The sequence below is a fragment of the Paraburkholderia bonniea genome (assembly GCF_009455625.1).
GTDB lineage: Bacteria > Pseudomonadota > Gammaproteobacteria > Burkholderiales > Burkholderiaceae > Paraburkholderia > Paraburkholderia bonniea.
In genome coordinates, this window is the sequence record NZ_QPEQ01000001.1 from 991,835 (window position 1) to 1,008,751 (window position 16,917).

Annotated in this window: 16 protein-coding genes and 1 tRNA gene; 3 read left to right on the plus strand and 14 right to left on the minus strand. The window is 60.0% G+C overall.

The annotated features are described in order from the left end of the window. Positions 1-14: 14 nt before the first annotated feature. From trmB to GH656_RS04355, 6 genes are all read right to left on the minus strand, one after another. Positions 15-791, minus strand: coding sequence for a tRNA (guanosine(46)-N7)-methyltransferase TrmB (gene trmB / locus GH656_RS04330; protein ID WP_153074752.1), 777 nt, complete (start codon positions 789-791; stop codon positions 15-17). Between the two features lie 105 nt (positions 792-896). Beyond that, entirely contained in the window at positions 897-1,223 is a 327-nt protein-coding gene (locus GH656_RS04335) for a hypothetical protein (RefSeq protein ID WP_153074753.1), read from the minus strand. Positions 1,224-1,417: 194 nt separating this feature from the next. Then, positions 1,418-1,492: transfer RNA gene (locus tag GH656_RS04340), tRNA-Gly, on the minus strand. A gap of 200 nt (positions 1,493-1,692) precedes the next feature. Next, complete coding sequence (locus GH656_RS04345; protein ID WP_153074754.1) at positions 1,693-2,721, minus strand: acyltransferase family protein; 1,029 nt, start codon at positions 2,719-2,721, stop codon at positions 1,693-1,695. Positions 2,722-3,041: 320 nt separating this feature from the next. After that, on the minus strand, positions 3,042-3,605 hold the full coding sequence (locus GH656_RS04350) for a YggT family protein (RefSeq protein ID WP_153074755.1): 564 nt from the start codon (positions 3,603-3,605) through the stop codon (positions 3,042-3,044). Positions 3,606-3,739: 134 nt separating this feature from the next. After that, entirely contained in the window at positions 3,740-4,696 is a 957-nt protein-coding gene (locus GH656_RS04355; protein WP_153074756.1) for a Rossmann-like and DUF2520 domain-containing protein, read from the minus strand. A gap of 368 nt (positions 4,697-5,064) precedes the next feature. On the opposite strand from GH656_RS04355, the gene GH656_RS04360 reads away from it, so the two are divergent. Both GH656_RS04360 and GH656_RS04365 read left to right on the plus strand, forming a co-directional pair. Next, positions 5,065-5,367, plus strand: a complete 303-nt coding sequence (locus tag GH656_RS04360) for a hypothetical protein (RefSeq protein ID WP_153074757.1) — start codon at positions 5,065-5,067, stop codon at positions 5,365-5,367. Positions 5,368-5,577: 210 nt separating this feature from the next. Beyond that, positions 5,578-6,543, plus strand: coding sequence for a threo-3-hydroxy-L-aspartate ammonia-lyase (locus GH656_RS04365; RefSeq protein WP_153074758.1), 966 nt, complete (start codon positions 5,578-5,580; stop codon positions 6,541-6,543). A 343-nt stretch (positions 6,544-6,886) separates the two neighbouring features. On the opposite strand, the gene GH656_RS04370 is transcribed toward GH656_RS04365, so the two are convergent. Then, positions 6,887-7,561 (minus strand): LysE family translocator, encoded by a 675-nt coding sequence (locus GH656_RS04370; protein WP_153074759.1) that lies wholly within the window; start codon positions 7,559-7,561, stop codon positions 6,887-6,889. A gap of 96 nt (positions 7,562-7,657) precedes the next feature. Continuing rightward, positions 7,658-9,226 (minus strand): UbiD family decarboxylase, encoded by a 1,569-nt coding sequence (locus GH656_RS04375; protein ID WP_153074760.1) that lies wholly within the window; start codon positions 9,224-9,226, stop codon positions 7,658-7,660. Positions 9,227-9,849: 623 nt separating this feature from the next. On the opposite strand from GH656_RS04375, the gene GH656_RS04380 reads away from it, so the two are divergent. Next, positions 9,850-10,965 carry a lytic transglycosylase domain-containing protein gene (locus GH656_RS04380; RefSeq protein ID WP_153074761.1) on the plus strand — a complete coding sequence of 372 codons (1,116 nt, stop codon included), beginning with the start codon at positions 9,850-9,852 and terminating at the stop codon, positions 10,963-10,965. A gap of 98 nt (positions 10,966-11,063) precedes the next feature. On the opposite strand, the gene nusB is transcribed toward GH656_RS04380, so the two are convergent. The 6 genes from nusB to hemL form a co-directional block, all read right to left on the minus strand. After that, a complete protein-coding gene (gene nusB, locus GH656_RS04385; protein ID WP_153074762.1) occupies positions 11,064-11,495 on the minus strand; it encodes a transcription antitermination factor NusB in 432 nt (143 codons plus the stop codon). Then, positions 11,492-12,019, minus strand: coding sequence for a 6,7-dimethyl-8-ribityllumazine synthase (ribH, locus tag GH656_RS04390; protein ID WP_153074763.1), 528 nt, complete (start codon positions 12,017-12,019; stop codon positions 11,492-11,494). The genes nusB and ribH overlap by 4 nt, the downstream gene beginning before the upstream one ends. A gap of 54 nt (positions 12,020-12,073) precedes the next feature. Beyond that, positions 12,074-13,219 (minus strand): bifunctional 3,4-dihydroxy-2-butanone-4-phosphate synthase/GTP cyclohydrolase II, encoded by a 1,146-nt coding sequence (gene ribBA / locus GH656_RS04395; protein ID WP_153074764.1) that lies wholly within the window; start codon positions 13,217-13,219, stop codon positions 12,074-12,076. Between the two features lie 237 nt (positions 13,220-13,456). Further along, positions 13,457-14,098 (minus strand): riboflavin synthase, encoded by a 642-nt coding sequence (locus tag GH656_RS04400; protein WP_153074765.1) that lies wholly within the window; start codon positions 14,096-14,098, stop codon positions 13,457-13,459. A gap of 20 nt (positions 14,099-14,118) precedes the next feature. Beyond that, positions 14,119-15,243 (minus strand): bifunctional diaminohydroxyphosphoribosylaminopyrimidine deaminase/5-amino-6-(5-phosphoribosylamino)uracil reductase RibD, encoded by a 1,125-nt coding sequence (gene ribD / locus GH656_RS04405; RefSeq protein WP_153074766.1) that lies wholly within the window; start codon positions 15,241-15,243, stop codon positions 14,119-14,121. Between the two features lie 58 nt (positions 15,244-15,301). Next, a complete protein-coding gene (gene hemL, locus GH656_RS04410) occupies positions 15,302-16,600 on the minus strand; it encodes a glutamate-1-semialdehyde 2,1-aminomutase (RefSeq protein WP_153074767.1) in 1,299 nt (432 codons plus the stop codon). Positions 16,601-16,917: the final 317 nt, after the last annotated feature.

The following is a 16,917-nucleotide window of genomic DNA, read 5'->3' on the forward strand; positions in this document are numbered from 1 at the left end:
GACTTTTTTGCTTTTCAGGCCGCGTTGCGCCGCCGGAAAACCAGATCCCAGACGCCATGGCCGAGCCGTATGCCACGCCGTTCAAATTTGGTCACAGGACGGTAAGCGGGACGCGGCGCATAGCCGTCGGCGGTATTTTCCAGCGTGGGTTCTGCGCCAAGCACGTCGAGCATCTGTTCGGCGTAATGCTGCCAGTCGGTCGCGCAATGCAGATACGCGCCGGGTTTCAGGCGCGAGGCCAGCAGGGCGGCGAACACCGGCTGAAGCAGGCGGCGTTTGTGGTGCCGCGCCTTGTGCCACGGATCGGGAAAGAAAATATGCACGCCGTCGAGGCTGGCGGGCGCAATCATCTGTTCGAGCACTTCGACGGCATCGTGCTGAATGATGCGGATATTGCTTAGCTCCTGCTCGCCGATCAGCTTGAGTAATGCACCAACGCCGGGCTCGTGGACTTCAACGCCGATGAAGTCTTCGTTAGGACGATGAGCCGCGATTTCCGCTGTGCTCGCGCCCATGCCAAAGCCGATCTCCAGCACGCGTGGCGCGTGCCGGCCAAAGTTTGCTGCCCAGTCGGGCTGGGTGGGGGCGAAGGGCACGACAAAGCGGCTGCCGAATTCATCCATGGCGCGGCGCTGCCCGGTCGAGACGCGTCCGGCGCGTGTGACGAAACTCCGGATACGGCGCAGATGAAGCGGCTCGCTGGTGGAGTCGGTTGCTTCATCAGGTGTGGTGTCGCCCGGCCCTGTTGAGAAGGTTTCCGGCAAACCGGGTTCATTGGGATCGTGAATCATTGTCAATGGTGTCAGGAGAAAGACGGGTAAGAAGGGGCAACCAGGTGAATACAGGCAAGCGAGGCAAGTGGCCGCACAGTATGCGTTTTAATGGGGGTTTTGCCGTTACATGGCCAGAACAAACCCCAGTTTCTGGTTGATGACATAGGTGTGTTTCTCAAACTGGTTTTGAATCAGCTGGCAGCGTTGGGCGAGTGGCAAGTTTTCATCGAGCTGCATTTTGGCGTGCCTGGCTATCGCATCTACCCATTCGCTTTCGCCAATGTCAGGGCCGTGCCCCTGGCCGTCTGAGGTATCGAAGTAATGCTGGTTGACATAGGCGGCCCATTCCGGGGTGCCAGGAGCGGCGGTTGGCGGGGTGGGGATATGCGTAGTCATGGCCAGCCAGCCAATAACCAGAACCGCGAGCAAACCAAGGACGACTTTCTTCATGGCAGACCTGTGAGGGGATCACGCGAGGGCTGATGATAAGCGCCTGGCGGAGGTTGAAACATAGCGGGAGATTTCGGGTGAGGCGTGAGGTGTCCGGCCGCCTGTTCTCAAGCGCTGCTTTGAGCAAAAAGTGTGGGTGCGGCGGATGATGAAAACCCCTTTCAGCGGCTTGCGTGAAAGGGGTTGGGGCATGCTGGAGCGGGCGATGGGAATCGAACCCACGTCTCTAGCTTGGGAAGCTAGGGTAATAGCCATTATACGACGCCCGCAGAGCGCGCTATTTTACAGGGGTTTGGGCGCTTTGGGGAGGTGGGATTGAGTTGCTGGCGTGAAAAATGCGAGCGCTTTGGCAATGATGGCGGGCCAGTTTTGGCCGTTCGGCCAGCCACTCTATGCGTCCCGCTTATCATGGCGACGAATGCGGGGAAATACCGGCGCTGCGATAACGGCGCCGGAGAGTAGTCTTTTCTTAACTGAGGTGGTTCATTATTTTTTTAAATACCAAAACGAACGGCACCAGGGTCATGCACACTATCGTGAAATAAAACATTCCGGCATTATTTTCAGCGACATAAATTTCAGGTGCTAGCCAGATAACGATCGGCTCAAGAATTAAAAATCGGATCGGTATATGTAATCCGAGGATAAGAAGAGAGTTTTTTCCTACCCGGGAAAGGGGTTGGTAGTTTTCTAACAGTTTGCCGAGCGCTGCAACTAGCACGATGCCTGAAAATGCAATCAGCACAAACAGGGCGTATCGGCGAGGGTAGTAAAGCGAAACTGTTTTGTAGTAATTGGGTATTTTATCCGCCAGAATGGCTCCCCAGATATTAATGACAGCTGCAACAGTTATAAATGCGCAAGCGGCCCAAGCCTGGAGTTTTTTGAGATTATAAATGATGCTGGAATTGGCGCAGTAGTAACCCACACAATAGAAAATAAGATAATATGCCGCCGCATCAGCCGACCACGGAAGATTTGGTTGTGACGTGTACGGATAGCCTAAATACGACGCGACTAGCGTAACAAGGAAGATTGCGACGGGAATCCGGAGAATCTTTCGGATCGAGAAAAAAGCAATTTCAACCACAAACAGGGCTGGCAAAAACCAAAGTGCTTCATTAAATGGCATTTGTTGCCGCTTTGCCATAATAATGTCGAGCATGATGGGCGTCACTCGATGGGCTTGAGGTAAAAATAATGCTACCGAGAAAAATGTAAAAATCAGATACGGTAGTATTATCGACCTAAAGCGCGCGGCGGCGAAGGGTAATAAAAAAGGGTGTCGCTCTGGTTTAAAGAGAAAGCCAGAAATAAAAAAGAAGAGCGGCATATGGAATAGATAAATGTAATCGAATATCCGGTCCGAGATCCAGTCTTGCCCGTTAATGAGCATATGCCCGAATACAACAAGAATTATGCCGACTCCCTTCATCGCATCGACATAGTCGATTCGTTGTGAGGTTGGTGAGCCTCTCTCGGTAATTATTTTTTCCATAATGGGATATGTTTTATCGGTATCTACGATGAAAAATTTTTATAGCCGCCTACTGCAATAAGTGCACTCATGGGTTTTTATCCAGGCGTATTCTCGCCTGGCGCACCCATGGGCTCTCGTTGAGAACGGGGAAGCCACGAAGTAATGTCGGATGCAGAAGGGGCGTTTCGCTAAGCGGCCAAAGCGCAACTAACGGCCGTTGAGGGCGTTAGCGCGGTGGCATTGTTGTTACTGGCCAGGCTCTAGATCTGAGTAAATCTGTGGGGGCGGTGCGGCTGCAAGGATTTCGTTAGTCCTGCCACCGCACGCCGCCACCTTTATTACAGTGGGAAGTTCGCTAATGACGCTCCCGCACGCGTCACAATCATCAGCAGCACCTGCACGATCACGAATAAAAGAATAGGTGACAGGTCAATGCCGCCAAGTTGCGGGATCACGCGCCGTAACGGATTGAGTAATGGTGCGGTCAGTTGATAAAGAATCGGCATGGCAGGTGAGCGTGGATTGAGCCACGACAGCAGCGCCATCAGAATGGTGAGCCAGATCACCAGATTCAACGCCCATTTAATTACCATCAAGACCGCAATGATGAGCGACAGCGGTAATTGCTCGAATGGATCGGTGCCGGTTACGGCCACCATCGCCAGGCCGTAGACAAAGGCGGTCAGCAGTGCTGCCACGATGGTGGCCCAGTCGACGCCGCGTGTGCCGGGAATCGCACGGCGTAGCGGCAGGACGAGCCAGTTGGTGACTTGCAGCACGGTGCTGGTCACTGGGTTGTACGGGGGCATGCGCACGACTTGCAGCCATGCGCGCAGCAGCAGCGCCGCGCCGAATAGAGTGAAAACCGTGCTGAGCAGAAAATGGGCGATTTCGCCGAACATCTCGTGTCCTTTCCTTCAAAAAATATCCGGGGCAAATCCCGTTGGTGAGGTGCCGCAAAAGCAGCGCCAGGCATAGCCGAGCGCCTGGTGCTGCAAGCGCGGCGGTCCGTCGCGCGGCGTCACATTATCACGGCTTACTGGCGGCTTGCCTTTATGGGCGAAATATCACGTGCCTGTAGCAGTGAGCGCTCCAGCGAGGTTTCGACCATCTGGGCGATTTCATCGAGGGCGACAGGCGGCGTGGGGCGTTCGCGGGCCAGATCGACTGCGCGGCGGCTTAGCAGGCCATAGAGCGCCGCATGGTCGCCACCACATTGTTCGAGCAAGTCCAGCTGGGCTTGCATGATACCGGTGTCGCCACGTGATACCGGGCCAGCAAGCGCTTGCGCCAGCCCTCGGTCGCGTGCTGTTTCGAGCGTGCCGGCGAGCATTGGCAACAACGCGCGTAGTGCGTCGGCCTGGCTGAACCCGAGTGTTTGCCAGAGGCGTGTGCCTTCAGCGAGGCCGCAGAGCGCGAAGCTTGAGGCGTAGTGCGCTGCGGCGTGGTACAGCATGCGCTTGCCGGGCGGAATAAACAGCGGATGGCAGCCCAGCGCGGCGGTGAGCGCGATCAGCGTTTTTTTTAGCGTGCCTTGGGCTTCGAGCGTGACGGAGCAGCCTGCGATGCGCTCGATATCTTCCACGCTACCGCCAAACAGATAGAGCGGATGAAACCCGCCTGTCGCGGCACCCTGGGCACGGGCGGAGTCCAGCAGGCTGACCGGTGAGGCACCGCTGCAATGCACGATGGCCCATGCGCGTGTGGTGTTCGGGGAGGATTCGGACGGGCCGAACTGGAGAGCGTTGACGCTCGGCACGATCTGGTCATCGGGAGGCGTGAGAAAAACCAGATCCACGGTATCTACTACTTGTTGTGGATCGGCGTAGGCCTGGCAGTTTTCAAGCTGGCTGGCGACGGTGCGTGCGCTGTCGAGCGTGCGGCTGGCGATGGCGGTGACGGGATAGCCCGCGCGCGCGAACGCTGGCGCAAGGCACCGCGAGACGCGGCCAGCACCAATGAAACCGAGTCTGGGCAGAGTGAGTTGGGTCATATCGGATTGAGCGAAGGAGCCAGAAAAAATCGAACTGAAGTATCGCCCATTCCTTTCTTGTGGGGCAGTCGTGTGCAAGCGAACAGGATTGTGTAATGAAAAATTACCGGCGCCTGAGCGGGTGCGGCGCGGGTGGGGGGCTTTAGCGTGTGCTGGCAGGAGCGGCCGGTGGCGCATGGTCTGCTGGGCGGTGCTTGCACGTCTGCTGGATGGTTCAGCCCCGGGCTGGCGGCACGCCATCGAACGCTCCCGGCAATTGCAATTTGCAACAAATGATCGCGGTGAGCGGCGGGGCTTTGCGATAAATTCGAGATAGAACATGCCAATTTGCGGTGTGGCCAGGTGGCCGCGCTGCCAGGAGAACCGAAGTGAAAATGTTTGTCCCTTATCTCGTTGCTGCTGCGCTAGGCGCTGGGCTGATTAATGCTGCCGAAGCGCGGGTGTCGATTGATGTTGGCATCGGGTTGCCGGTGTTCCCCGTCTATCCGGCCTATGCCCCGCCGCCTCCGCCGGTGTACTACGCTCCGCCGCCAGTGGTGTATGGGCCGCCGCCGGTGGTAGTTGGGGGTTATTACGGCTATCCAAGGCCGTACTGGCGGCACGGCTATTACCGTGCGCATGGCTACTACGGCGGGGGTTATTACGGCCGGGGCAATTACCGGCATTGGTGAACGAAGCAGGTACTGGTCAGCCCTGGCCGTTTAACCGGCCAAGGGGGAGTTAGCACAGCTAGTCTCAATCAGTCTCAATCAGTCGAATGGCGTGCTGCAGATATTGGCAGCGCGCCATTGTTGTATTCAGGGGCTTGTTGTTGACGCTTGTTCCAGGATGCAGGCGAAGCGGGGAGAATGCGCCATCGCCTCTACCGGAGTCTGCTGCCAATGACCGCGCTTCCCGCCCCTACGTTCGATGATGTTCTCGCAGCCGCAGCACGCCTTGAGGGTGTGGCGCACCGCACGCCCGTCCTGACTTCCCGCACGGCAGATGCGCGTAGCGGCGCATCGGTGTTTTTTAAATGCGAAAACTTTCAGCGCATGGGGGCATTCAAGTTTCGCGGTGCTTATAACGCGATTGCGCAATTTGATGCCGCGCAGCGCGCGGCCGGAGTGCTGACTTATTCATCGGGGAATCACGCGCAGGCGATTGCGTTATCGGCGCGGCTGGCCGGGATTCACGCGACGATCATCATGCCGCACGACGCGCCAGCCGCTAAAGTGGCCGCGACCAAAGAGTATGGCGCGGAGGTGCTGGTCTATAACCGTTACACCGAAGACCGTGAAGCGCTTGGCCTGGATTTGGCTCAGGCGCGTGGCATGACGCTGATTCCGCCTTATGACCACCCGCACGTGATGGCGGGCCAGGGCACGGCGGTCAAGGAATTAATCGAGGAAACCGGGCCGCTGGACCTGTTGTTTGTCTGCCTGGGCGGTGGTGGTTTGCTCAGCGGGAGTGCGCTCGCAGCGGTTGCGTTAAGTCCTGGTTGCCGGGTGATTGGTGTCGAGCCGGAAGCGGGCAACGATGGTCAGCAATCGCTGGCGCGCGGTGAGATTGTGCATATCGACACACCTCACACGCTCGCCGATGGCGCGGCTTCGACGCATCTGGGTGTGTACACGTTTGAGGTGATCCGGCGTCTGGTCGAGCAGATCGTCACGGTGAGCGACGCGCAGCTCGTCGAGACGATGCGGTTTTTTGCCGAACGCATGAAGCTGGTGGTTGAACCCACCGGTTGCCTCGGGGCGGCGGCGCTGTTTAATGGCGCGATGCCGGTGCAGGGACGGCGCGTTGGTGTGCTCGTGAGTGGCGGCAATGTCGATCTGGCCCGTTTCGGGCAGTTTTTTGCCTGAGTCTGGTTTGGGTTTTGCTTGGGTTTTTGCCAGAGCCTCGGGCTGGCAGATCATGTTGATGGCCTGATTCTGCCGTCGTCTGCCATGCCGGTGGTGCCCGTGGTGCCGGTAGTGCGTTGTGCTGCGATAACGCCGCTGCTATTACGCTCAGCAAACGTTCAACAAACGCTCAGCAAACGCTCAGCAAACGCTCAACAAACGCTCAACAAACGCTCAACAAACGCTCAACAAACGCTCAACAAACGCTCAACAAACGCTCAACAAACGCTCAGCAAACGTTCAACAAACGCTCAACAAACGTTCAGCAAACGCCCTGACTGCCCCCGCAGTTCGATGAATCAGGCTAGTTCAGGCTTTGCGCGGCATTCACGATCAGATCCTTGTAGCCATGCACGATCACGCTGTACGCAAAGTAGGCAAAGAGCAGCGCGGAGAACACGTGGCAGATGCGCAGCAGCCCGGTTCCGGCGCGTTTGCGGCCGTGGCTGGCGAGCGCACACAGGAAGAGCGTCCAGCACAGTCCGCCCAGAAAGAAGCCCCCCAGGAAAATCGGCGCAGTGGTGAGCGAGGTCGCGCCAGCTTTGGCGATCAGCGCGCCGCCAACGGCTGCGAACCACAGAATCGCGGTGGGCGATGAGACTGCCAGCAATACGCCCCGCACGAAGTTGCGGGCGGGCGTGAGCGGCGGGGTCTGGTTAGCCTCACCTTCGACGGGCGGCGCGGAGGCTGGGTAGAGCGCCTCACGCGCCATTTTCCAGGTCAAAAACAGCAAGGTCGCCGCACCGCCGATCCAGACCACCCAGCGCACGGATTCGAACTGCAGCAGCGCAGCCATGCCTAGCAGTGCCAGCCCGGCATAAATCAGGTCGCCAAAACACGAGCCGAGACCAAGCCAGAACCCAGGCCGAAAGCCATGCGAGAGCACGAGCGAGATCAGCGCAACGTTGACGATGCCAATATCGAGGCACAGCGATAGCGACAGAAAGAAGCCATTGGAAAACAGCGATAAAACATGCATCGGCGTGGCTTGTCCGTGTGAGAGTGAGGCCGCCGTGACGGGGCGGCCAAACGTGAGGCGGGAGGTGAGGCGGAAGGCGAGACAGGTTCGTCCTTGCTACAGGCCGAGTTCCCCCCAGAGCTGGTCGATACGCTGTTTCACGGCGGGGTCCATGGTGATCGGGCGGCCCCATTCGCGCTCGGTTTCGCCGGGCCATTTGTTCGTGGCATCGAGCCCCATCTTGGAGCCGAGGCCTGCCACCGGCGAGGCGAAATCGAGATAGTCGATGGGCGTGCGTTCTACCAGAACCGTATCGCGGGCTGGATCGACCCGGGTGGTGATAGCCCAGATCACTTCTTTCCAGTCGCGCAGGTTGACGTCTTCATCGACCACCACGATGAACTTCGTATACATGAACTGCCGCAGAAAGCTCCAGACGCCGAACATCACTCGTTTGGCGTGGCCTGGGTAGCTTTTCTTCATCTGGACGATTGCCATCCGGTAGCTGCAGCCTTCGGGGGGCAGATAGAAATCGGTGATTTCGCTGAACTGCTTTTGCAGCAGCGGCACGAACACTTCGTTCAGTGCGACGCCGAGCACGGCGGGTTCATCGGGCGGTTTGCCGGTGTAGGTGGAGTGATAGATGGCGTCGCGCCGCATCGTGATGCGCTCGACGGTGAACACGGGAAACCATTCCTGTTCATTGTAATAGCCGGTGTGGTCGCCGTAGGGGCCTTCGAGCGCATGTTCATAGGCGGCGCTGGCACCTTTGGTGGGCCGTGGCGGGGCATGCGCGGGCGAGGCGGCGGGGGTGCCGGTTTCGGGGTAGATAAAGCCTTCGAGCACGATTTCCGCACGTGCGGGCACTTGGAGCGTGTCAACGCCGGGCGTCAGGCACTTCGCTAGTTCAGTGCGGGCACCGCGCAGCAGGCCGGCGAACTGGTATTCGGACAGCGTGTCTGGCACCGGCGTGACCGCGCCCAGCATGGTGGCCGGATCGGCCCCCAGGACGACGGCGACGGGATACGGCTGGCCCGGGTTGTGCAGGGCGAATTCGCGGAAATCGAGCGCGCCGCCGCGATGCGCCAGCCAGCGCATGATGAGTTTGTTGTGGCTGATGAGTTGCTGGCGATAAATGCCGAGATTCTGCCGGGTCTTGTTTGGCCCGCGTGTGACGGTTAGCCCCCAGGTAATCAGGGGCGCGGCGTCGCCAGGCCAGCAAGTCTGGATCGGCAGGCGGTTCAAGTCGACGTCCTTGCCTTCCCAGACAATTTCCTGACACGGCGGCGCGCTGACGGTTTTAGGTGCCATGTCCCAGACCGCCCGTGCCAGCGTGAACAGCTTGCCGACTTCTTTTAGCCCTTTAGGCGGTTCGGGCTCCTTGAGCGCGGAGAGCAAGCGCCCGACATCGCGTAGCGATTCGAGCGCGGCACCGTCACCGGCTTGCGCGTCGGCGTCGATGCCCATGCCGAGCGCGACCCGGCGCGGCGTGCCAAACAAATTCCCGAGTACGGCAAAGCGATGTTCCTGCCGGGCTTCGAACAGCAGCGCCGGACCGCCTGCGCGTAATACGCGGTCACACACTTCGGTCATTTCCAGGACAGGCGACACGTGCTGCGGAATACGGCGTAGCTCGCCGAGCGCTTCGAGACGGTGGCTGAAGTCGCGCAAGTCTTTGTATTTCATCGGATCTGGATACCCACGAGAGCCGCAAACGGCACAAAAAACAGGAGGGGGAAGGACACATACCGTGACGACGGATGGCGGATTTTACCTGCTGGCGCGGCGCGCTTGTGAGGCCGTCTTGAGGTTGTCGATGGGTTGTCGATGGGGTGGATTGAGCGGCAAAAAATGCGTTTTGACTCAGTGCCGCGTGGCGCGGAAAGGGCCGATCTGGGCCTGTTTTTATATAACTAAAAGTAATGATTTTGAATTATTGTAGTGTTGACGATCTATAAAACCCTGCTAGAATCGCGTCACCTTAAGTAGCAGGGCTGATATTTTTACCTTGGCTCACCGGTCTTTCAGACGCAACGCGTCACCTCTTGCCGCTCCCTGCGCGGCATCACACGGCCCCAAGTTTTTTCCTCGCCAGCGCGCTCTGACGCTGGTTTTTTGTGTGGGAGCTTCCGCGATCATGCTTGAGCGCATGTGGCTGGATTCTTCAAGCTAGCTCCCCCAGACGGTATAAACACCGTTTCTCCGACGCCGCTGTTGCCTTAACCAACGCGCGTGGCGTCTTGATTTTTGCGAATAGCAGTTGCCCGGTTGATTGGGACATTCGCAGATCATGAAATTGGGAGATCTGAATGAACACCTGGTTATCGTGGCGTCCTGATGAGCAACTGGCGCAAAGTGTGCGTGCCATGCTGCGGCGTGGGACGCGAATGAGTCATTACCTGTTTAGCGTTGTGGGTGGTTGTGCAGTGCTTCTGGCGCTGTTGCTGTGGCTGATGCCTGGCTGGCGTGGCACGCTGGCAGCGCGGCTGATGCCGGTGATTTCGGCAGCTGTGCAGGCTGGTCCCGCGCGCCTGCTTCAGGGTCATCCGCTGCCGGCCTTTGGCGCGTTTGGCAAGACGCTGGATGATTCGCTGTCGGCGGCTCCGGTGGGCGGCATCGCCAATGCCAGCTACGACGGCGCTTTTGATGGCAGTGGCGCGGGCGGGGCTGGCACAGCGCCTGATGTGGGTACGCTGGCTCGCCTGATTCCAGCACAGCGGGTGGCGGCCGAAGCACGTGATGACCGTGTGCTGGTTTCTAGCCGCGAGCAGCAACTGGTGGCTTCTTATCTGTCGCGCCGTTATCGCGTGGCGCAAGATCCGGTGGGTGAACTGGTCAAGGCCGCTTTCGAAACCGGCCGTGACGTTGGGCTCGATCCGTTGCTGCTGCTGGCGGTGATGGCAATCGAGTCAGGTTTCAATCCGTATGCGGAAAGCGGGGTTGGTGCCCAAGGGCTGATGCAGGTGATGTCGAAGGTGCATTCGGACAAGCTGCAATATTTTGGCGGTCAGCGCGCTGCGCTGGAGCCATTGACCAACATTCGCGTTGGGGCGCTGGTGCTGAAAGACTGCATCGCGCGTGGCGGCTCACTGGCGGGTGGCTTGCGTTTGTATGTCGGCTCAAGTTCGCAGGATGATGGCGGCTATGGGGCGAAAGTCATGGCTGAGCGTGGACGTTTGCGTGATGTGGCGCATGGCGTCAAGGTGCCGGTCAATGCACCGCAGGCACCTGCAACCACCGTCGCTAGCGTGAGCGTGACGCCCGTCGCGTTGCCAAAGCGGGTTCAGGCAACGCTCGAAGGCGGCCATGCGCTGACTCCTCAGGGCAAGGCCGAAGCGGAATCTGATGAAGAACCGGCGAAGAGCGCGACGCAAGATGATCCGGGCGTGAGCGCCAATGGAACCAGGCTGGGCGTGGGCGTCTGAATCAGGTACGTCAGTAGCGAAAAAACAAAAGGGCAACTCAATCGAGTTGCCCTTTTGTCGTTATGGCGTGATGCGTCCAGTGTTACGTGCTGATGTGCTCACGTGCGAGGTGTCTGGGTTTCCGCCGCGCGCAAACGGGCGGAGAGTTTGTCCAGCACACCGTTGACGTACTTGTAGCCATCTGCGCCGCCAAAGGTCTTGGTCAGTTCAACCGCTTCGTTAATCACGACGCGATACGGGATATCGACGTGATTTTTCAGCTCGAACGTGGCCACTAGCAGTACCGCCCGTTCGACCGGAGAAAGCTGCTCGATCGGCCGGTCGAGGCAAGGGGCGAGATCGGCAGAGAGGGTTGCGGCATCCCGGATAACGCCGTGAAGCACCGTATCCAGGTGAGCGTGGTCAGCTTTGTCAAAGCCCTGGGCACCGCGCAACTGCGCGTCAATTTCGCTGCCGGTCGAACCGGACAGCAGCCATTGATAAAGCCCCTGGGTGGCGAGTTCGCGGGAGCGTCGGCGGGCGCTCTTCATGCCCGGCCCTTGCCGTCGCTGTCGATGTCGCCGTCTTCTTCTGCGTCGTCATCGTTGCCGTCGAGCTGTTCCAGCGCCACGGTGAGATTGGCCATTTCGACGGCCACGCGTGCAGCGTCACGGCCTTTTTCGGTCATGCGGGCAACGGCTTGTTCGTCGGTGTCGGTGGTGAGCACCGCATTTGCCACAGGCACGCCGAAATCGAGACCAATGCGGGTGATGCCCGCGCCGCTTTCGTTTGAGACGAGTTCAAAGTGGTAGGTTTCGCCGCGAATCACCGCGCCCAGCGCGATTAGCGCATCAAACTGACCGCTTTCAGCCAGTTTTTGCAGCGCCAGCGGAATTTCGAGCGCGCCTGGCACGGTGACCAGCAGCACGTCTTCGCCGACGATGCCGAGGCGTTCCAGTTCTTCGATGCAGGCGTCAGCCAGACCATTGCAGACGGGTTCGTTAAAACGCGATTGCACGATGCCGATACGCAAGCCGTCGCCGTCGATATTCGGTTGATATTGTCCGATTTCCATATTGGGATCCGTAGTGTTGGTTGAATGCGGGTAAGGCGGTGTGGGCAAAGTGCCTTAGGCCGGAGAAACAGTTGGCGCGGCTGGCGCGGCGTGCCCTGGCATCGGCACGAAGCCGGTGACTTCAAGGCCATAGCCCGACATGCTGCTGAGCTTGCGGGGAGTCGACAGCACTTGCATCTTGCCGACGCCGAGTTCGCGCAAAATTTGCGCGCCGATGCCGTAAGTCTTGAAGTCAACGGGACGGCGTTTGAGGGCTGCCGCGCGGTCTTTTTCGTCGAAGGCTTTGAAGACGTCGACCAGATGGGTTTTGGAGTCGCTGCAGTTGAGCAGCACCACCACGCCTAGATCGCGTTCAGCGATCTCTTTCATGGCGGCGTCGAGGGTCCACGAGTGGGTGGAGAGATTCACTTCGAGCAGGTCCAGCACCGACAGAGGTTCGTGGACGCGCACGGGCGTATCGCGTTCCGGCACTGGCGTGCCGCGGACCAGCGCGATATGTGGCGAGCCGCTGGGGCGATCGAGATACAGCACCGCGCGAAACGGGCCATACGCGGTTTGCATGGTGCGTTCGGCAATGCGTTCGATGATGGATTCAGTGCTGCTGCGGTAGTGGATCAGGTCAGCGATGGTGCCGATTTTCAGGCTGTGTTCGGCGGCGAATTCGAGCAAATCGGGCAGGCGGGCCATGGTGCCGTCATCCTTGATGATTTCGCAGATCACGGCGGCTGGGGTGAGGCCCGCCAGCGCCGTGAAATCGCACCCGGCTTCGGTATGGCCCGCCCGGACCAGCACGCCACCTTGCTGAGCCATCACGGGAAACACGTGGCCAGGTTGCACGAGGTGATCGGCACGAGCCCCAGGGGCGACGGCGGTGGCGATGGTGTGGGAGCGGTCAGCGGCGGAAATGCCAGTGGTGACGCCTTCAGCGGCCTCGATGCTGACGGTGAAAGCGGTGCCGTACTGCGTGCCATTGCGGTAGGCCATCAAAGGCAGGTTGAGCTGTTTGCAGCGTTCCTGGGTCAGCGTCAGGCAGATCAGGCCGCGGCCATGGCGTGCCATGAAATTGATCGCTTCTGGCGTGATGAAGTCGGCGGCGATGACGAGGTCACCCTCGTTTTCGCGGTCTTCTTCGTCAACGAGTATCACCATCCGGCCTGCTTTTAGCTCGGCGATGATCTCAAGGGTAGAGGCGAGCATCATGATGGGATGGCGGTAAATTTGGGAAAGCGCGTATTTTACGCCACGCCAGCGTGCTCGTGGCCCGGCTGAGTGGCCTAAGCCATCTGACAGATAGCGCGATGGTGAGGATTGCCGCAAATTAGCGGTGTGGGAGGGCGGGGGGGCTGAATCGCGTTTCGGCCTCGGCGCAGAGCCCGGCTGATCAGGCTCTGCGCGTCGAATCTGTTTTGGGGTAAGCCAGGCGGGTTTAAGGGCGCGTTATCGTAATGGTTTCGCGGTATCGGATGAGGTCGACAGCATCCGCTCCACATACCGCGCGATCAGATCGACTTCCAGGTTGACCGGCGTACCCACGCTGAGATGTTTGAGCGTGGTTACTTTAATCGTATGGGGGATCAGGTTGATCGAAAATTCACAACCATCGTCGCGGTCGTTGACGGCATTTACTGTCAGGCTCACGCCATTCACGGTAATCGAGCCTTTGTACGCCAGATAGCGGCCAATTTCGCGCGACGCCAGCACGCGCAGTTCGTGCGATTCGCCGACAGCAGCGAAATGCGTGACAGTGCCCAGGCCGTCCACATGGCCCGACACGATATGGCCACCTAGCCGGTCATGGGCGCGTAACGCTTTTTCCAGATTGACTTCACCAGGCTGGTCGAGCCCGGCGGTGCGGTTCAGGCTTTCGCGTGAAACGTCGACATCGAAGCTTTGTGCGGCTTTGTTGATGACCGTCATGCACGCTCCCTGAATCGAAATGCTGTCGCCCAGTTGCACGTCGTCCAGCGGCAGGCTGTCAGTCGAGATGGTGAGCCGCACACCGGCGTCCAGATCAGTTGGGCTGCCAAGCGGGGTGACTGACTGAATACGGCCAAGTGCAGCAACGATTCCAGTAAACATGGTGCGTAGTTCCTTTTGGTTCAGCGTGAAGGGGGAGCCGGGGGGGCGATACGCGCGAGAATCCGCAGGTCGTCACCGATCCGGTCAATCGTATGAAAGCGGAAGTTAAGGCGTTCTTCCAGCGTGCTGGGCGCGGCCAGACTGAACATGCTGAGGGCATCGCTGCCCAGCAGGCTGGGGGCGAGATACAGCAGCAGTTCATCGACCCAGCCTTCGCGCAACAGTGAGCCGTTCAGTTTGTAACCGGCTTCGACATGAAGTTCATTCACCCCGCGTTCGCCGAGCATTTTGAGCATCGCACCCAGGTCCACCTTGCCGCTGGCATTGGGTAACTGCACGATCTGCACGCCACGTTCGCGCAGCGCGGCGGCGTGTTCCACATGGCGCTCATCAAGCGTGCCGCAGAAAATCAGCGGAGGCGCTCCGTGCAGAATCTGCGCGTCGAGGGGTACCTCTAAATGGCTGTCGAGCAGCACGCGCAGTGGCTGGCGCGGGGTTTCGACGGAGCGCACGGTCATGCGCGGGTTGTCAGTCTTGACGGTGCCAATGCCGGTGAGCACCGCCGAAGCGCGGGCGCGCCATGCGTGGCCATCGTCGCGCGCGGCGGCGCTGGTGATCCACTGGCTCACGCCGGAAGGCAGTGCGGTGCGGCCATCCAGCGACGCCGCGACTTTCATCCGCACCCACGGCCGCCCGCGGGTCATGCGTGAGACAAAGCCGAGGTTCAGATCATGGGCTTCATTAGCCAGCAGGCCGCAGCGCACTTCGATCCCTGCGCTGCGCAGCATCGTGAGGCCACGCCCGGCGACCAGCGGGTTGGGGTCTTCCATCGCCGCCACCACGCGGGCGATGTGCGCGTCCGCCAGCGCCTGCGCGCACGGCGGGGTGCGGCCGAAGTGGCTGCATGGCTCAAGCGTCACGTAGGCCGTGGCACCGCGCAGGTCATGGCCGCGTGAGCGCGCGTCCTTGAGGGCGCGTACTTCGGCATGGTCCTGGCCCGCTGGCTGGGTGAAACCTTCACCGATCACCTCGCCATCGCGCACCAGCACGCAGCCGACACGCGGGTTGGGATCGGTGGTGTACAACCCGTTGACGGCGAGCTTGAGCGCACGCTCCATATAGACAAAGTCGGCTTGTGAAAACATCGGCGTCCTGTCAGTGCGAGTGTGATGGCGGGGCTGAGGGGCGGGGGGCAGCGGCGTTTTAAGCTAGCGTGGCAAATGCGCCACGGGCGGCGGCAAGCGTGGCGTCGATGACGGCGTCATCGTGGCTGCTTGAGACGAAGCCTGCTTCGTAAGCCGAAGGTGCGAAGTACACGCCTGCGTCCAGCATGGCGTGGAAGAACGCGTTGAAGCGCGTCACGTTGCTGCGTGTTACTTCGGCAAAGCGCGCGGGGATGGTTTGAGCCGTGGCACCGGCCTCGGTGAAGTAGAGGCCAAACATGCCGCCCAGCGAATCTGCCGCAAACGGCACGCCCGCTTCTTGCGCTGCTTGCGCGAGCCCTTGGGCCAGCCGCGTGGTCCGCGCGCTGAGCGTGTCGTAAAAACCGGGTGCCTGGATCAGTTGCAGGGTTTTCAGGCCCGCTGCGACGGCGATGGGGTTGCCCGACAGCGTGCCTGCCTGGTAGACGCCGCCCAGCGGTGCGAGGTGAGCCATGATGTCGCGCCGTCCGCCGAAGGCTGCGGCTGGCATGCCGCCGCCAATGATTTTGCCGAGGCAGCTCAGGTCAGGCTGGATGCCGTAGAGCGCTTGCGCGCCGCCCAGCGCCACGCGAAAGCCGCACATCACTTCATCGAAAATCAGCACGGTGCCGTATTCGCTGCACAGGCGGCGCAGCGTGCCGAGAAACTCAGGCGTGGCGCGCACCAGGTTCATGTTGCCGGCCACTGGCTCGATGATGACCGAGGCAATTTCGTGGCCGAACGTCTTGAACGCCTCTTCAAGCTCGGTCACGTTGTTGTATTCAAGGACGGTGGTGTGTTTGGCGATATCGGCGGGTACGCCTGCCGAGGTGGGGTTGCCCAGGGTCAGCAGGCCGGAGCCGGCCTTGACCAGCAGGCTGTCCGCATGGCCGTGGTAGCAGCCTTCGAATTTGACGATGCGGCTGCGGCCGGTAAAGCCGCGTGCGAGACGCAGTGCGCTCATGGTGGCTTCGGTGCCGCTTGAGACCATCCGCACCTGTTCGATGGAGGGCATCAGCTTGCAGATTTCTTCGGCGATCTCGATCTCGGATTCAGTGGGCGCGCCAAACGAAAAGCCATTGGCTAGCACGCGTTGCACGGCTTCCAGCACTTCTGGATGGACGTGGCCGAGAATCATCGGGCCCCACGAGCCGATGTAGTCGATATAACGCTGACCATCGGCATCCCAGAAGTACGGGCCAGCAGCGCGCTCAATAAAGCGGGGCGTGCCACCCACCGAACGGAACGCGCGCACAGGCGAATTCACGCCGCCAGGAATGGTGATCTGGGCTCGGTCGAACAGAGTTTGATTTTTAGACATGGGAAAGGTGCTGGCCTGAATGAAATGAGAACGAAGAGGGCTGTGACGACAATCGGGGTGAGGCCGCCGCGCCTGGGCATCTTTGGGTGAAACTCATTGACTGGGGCTGGCATGCGGGTGGTGAGCGTGGCGCTTGCCTGGGGGGCCCCGATGGCGTTGCCGGCCTTTGACTCGCATGTGGCCAGAATGTTGCCCCTATGACGGCTGGCGAGCGTGGCGAAATTGTACCGGAGTCAGCCTGCGCTAACGGCGGCCGTCCGCACGTGAGCGGCAGCAGGCCTCAGTTACAATCGCAGCCGGTTTTCAGCGGTTTTTCT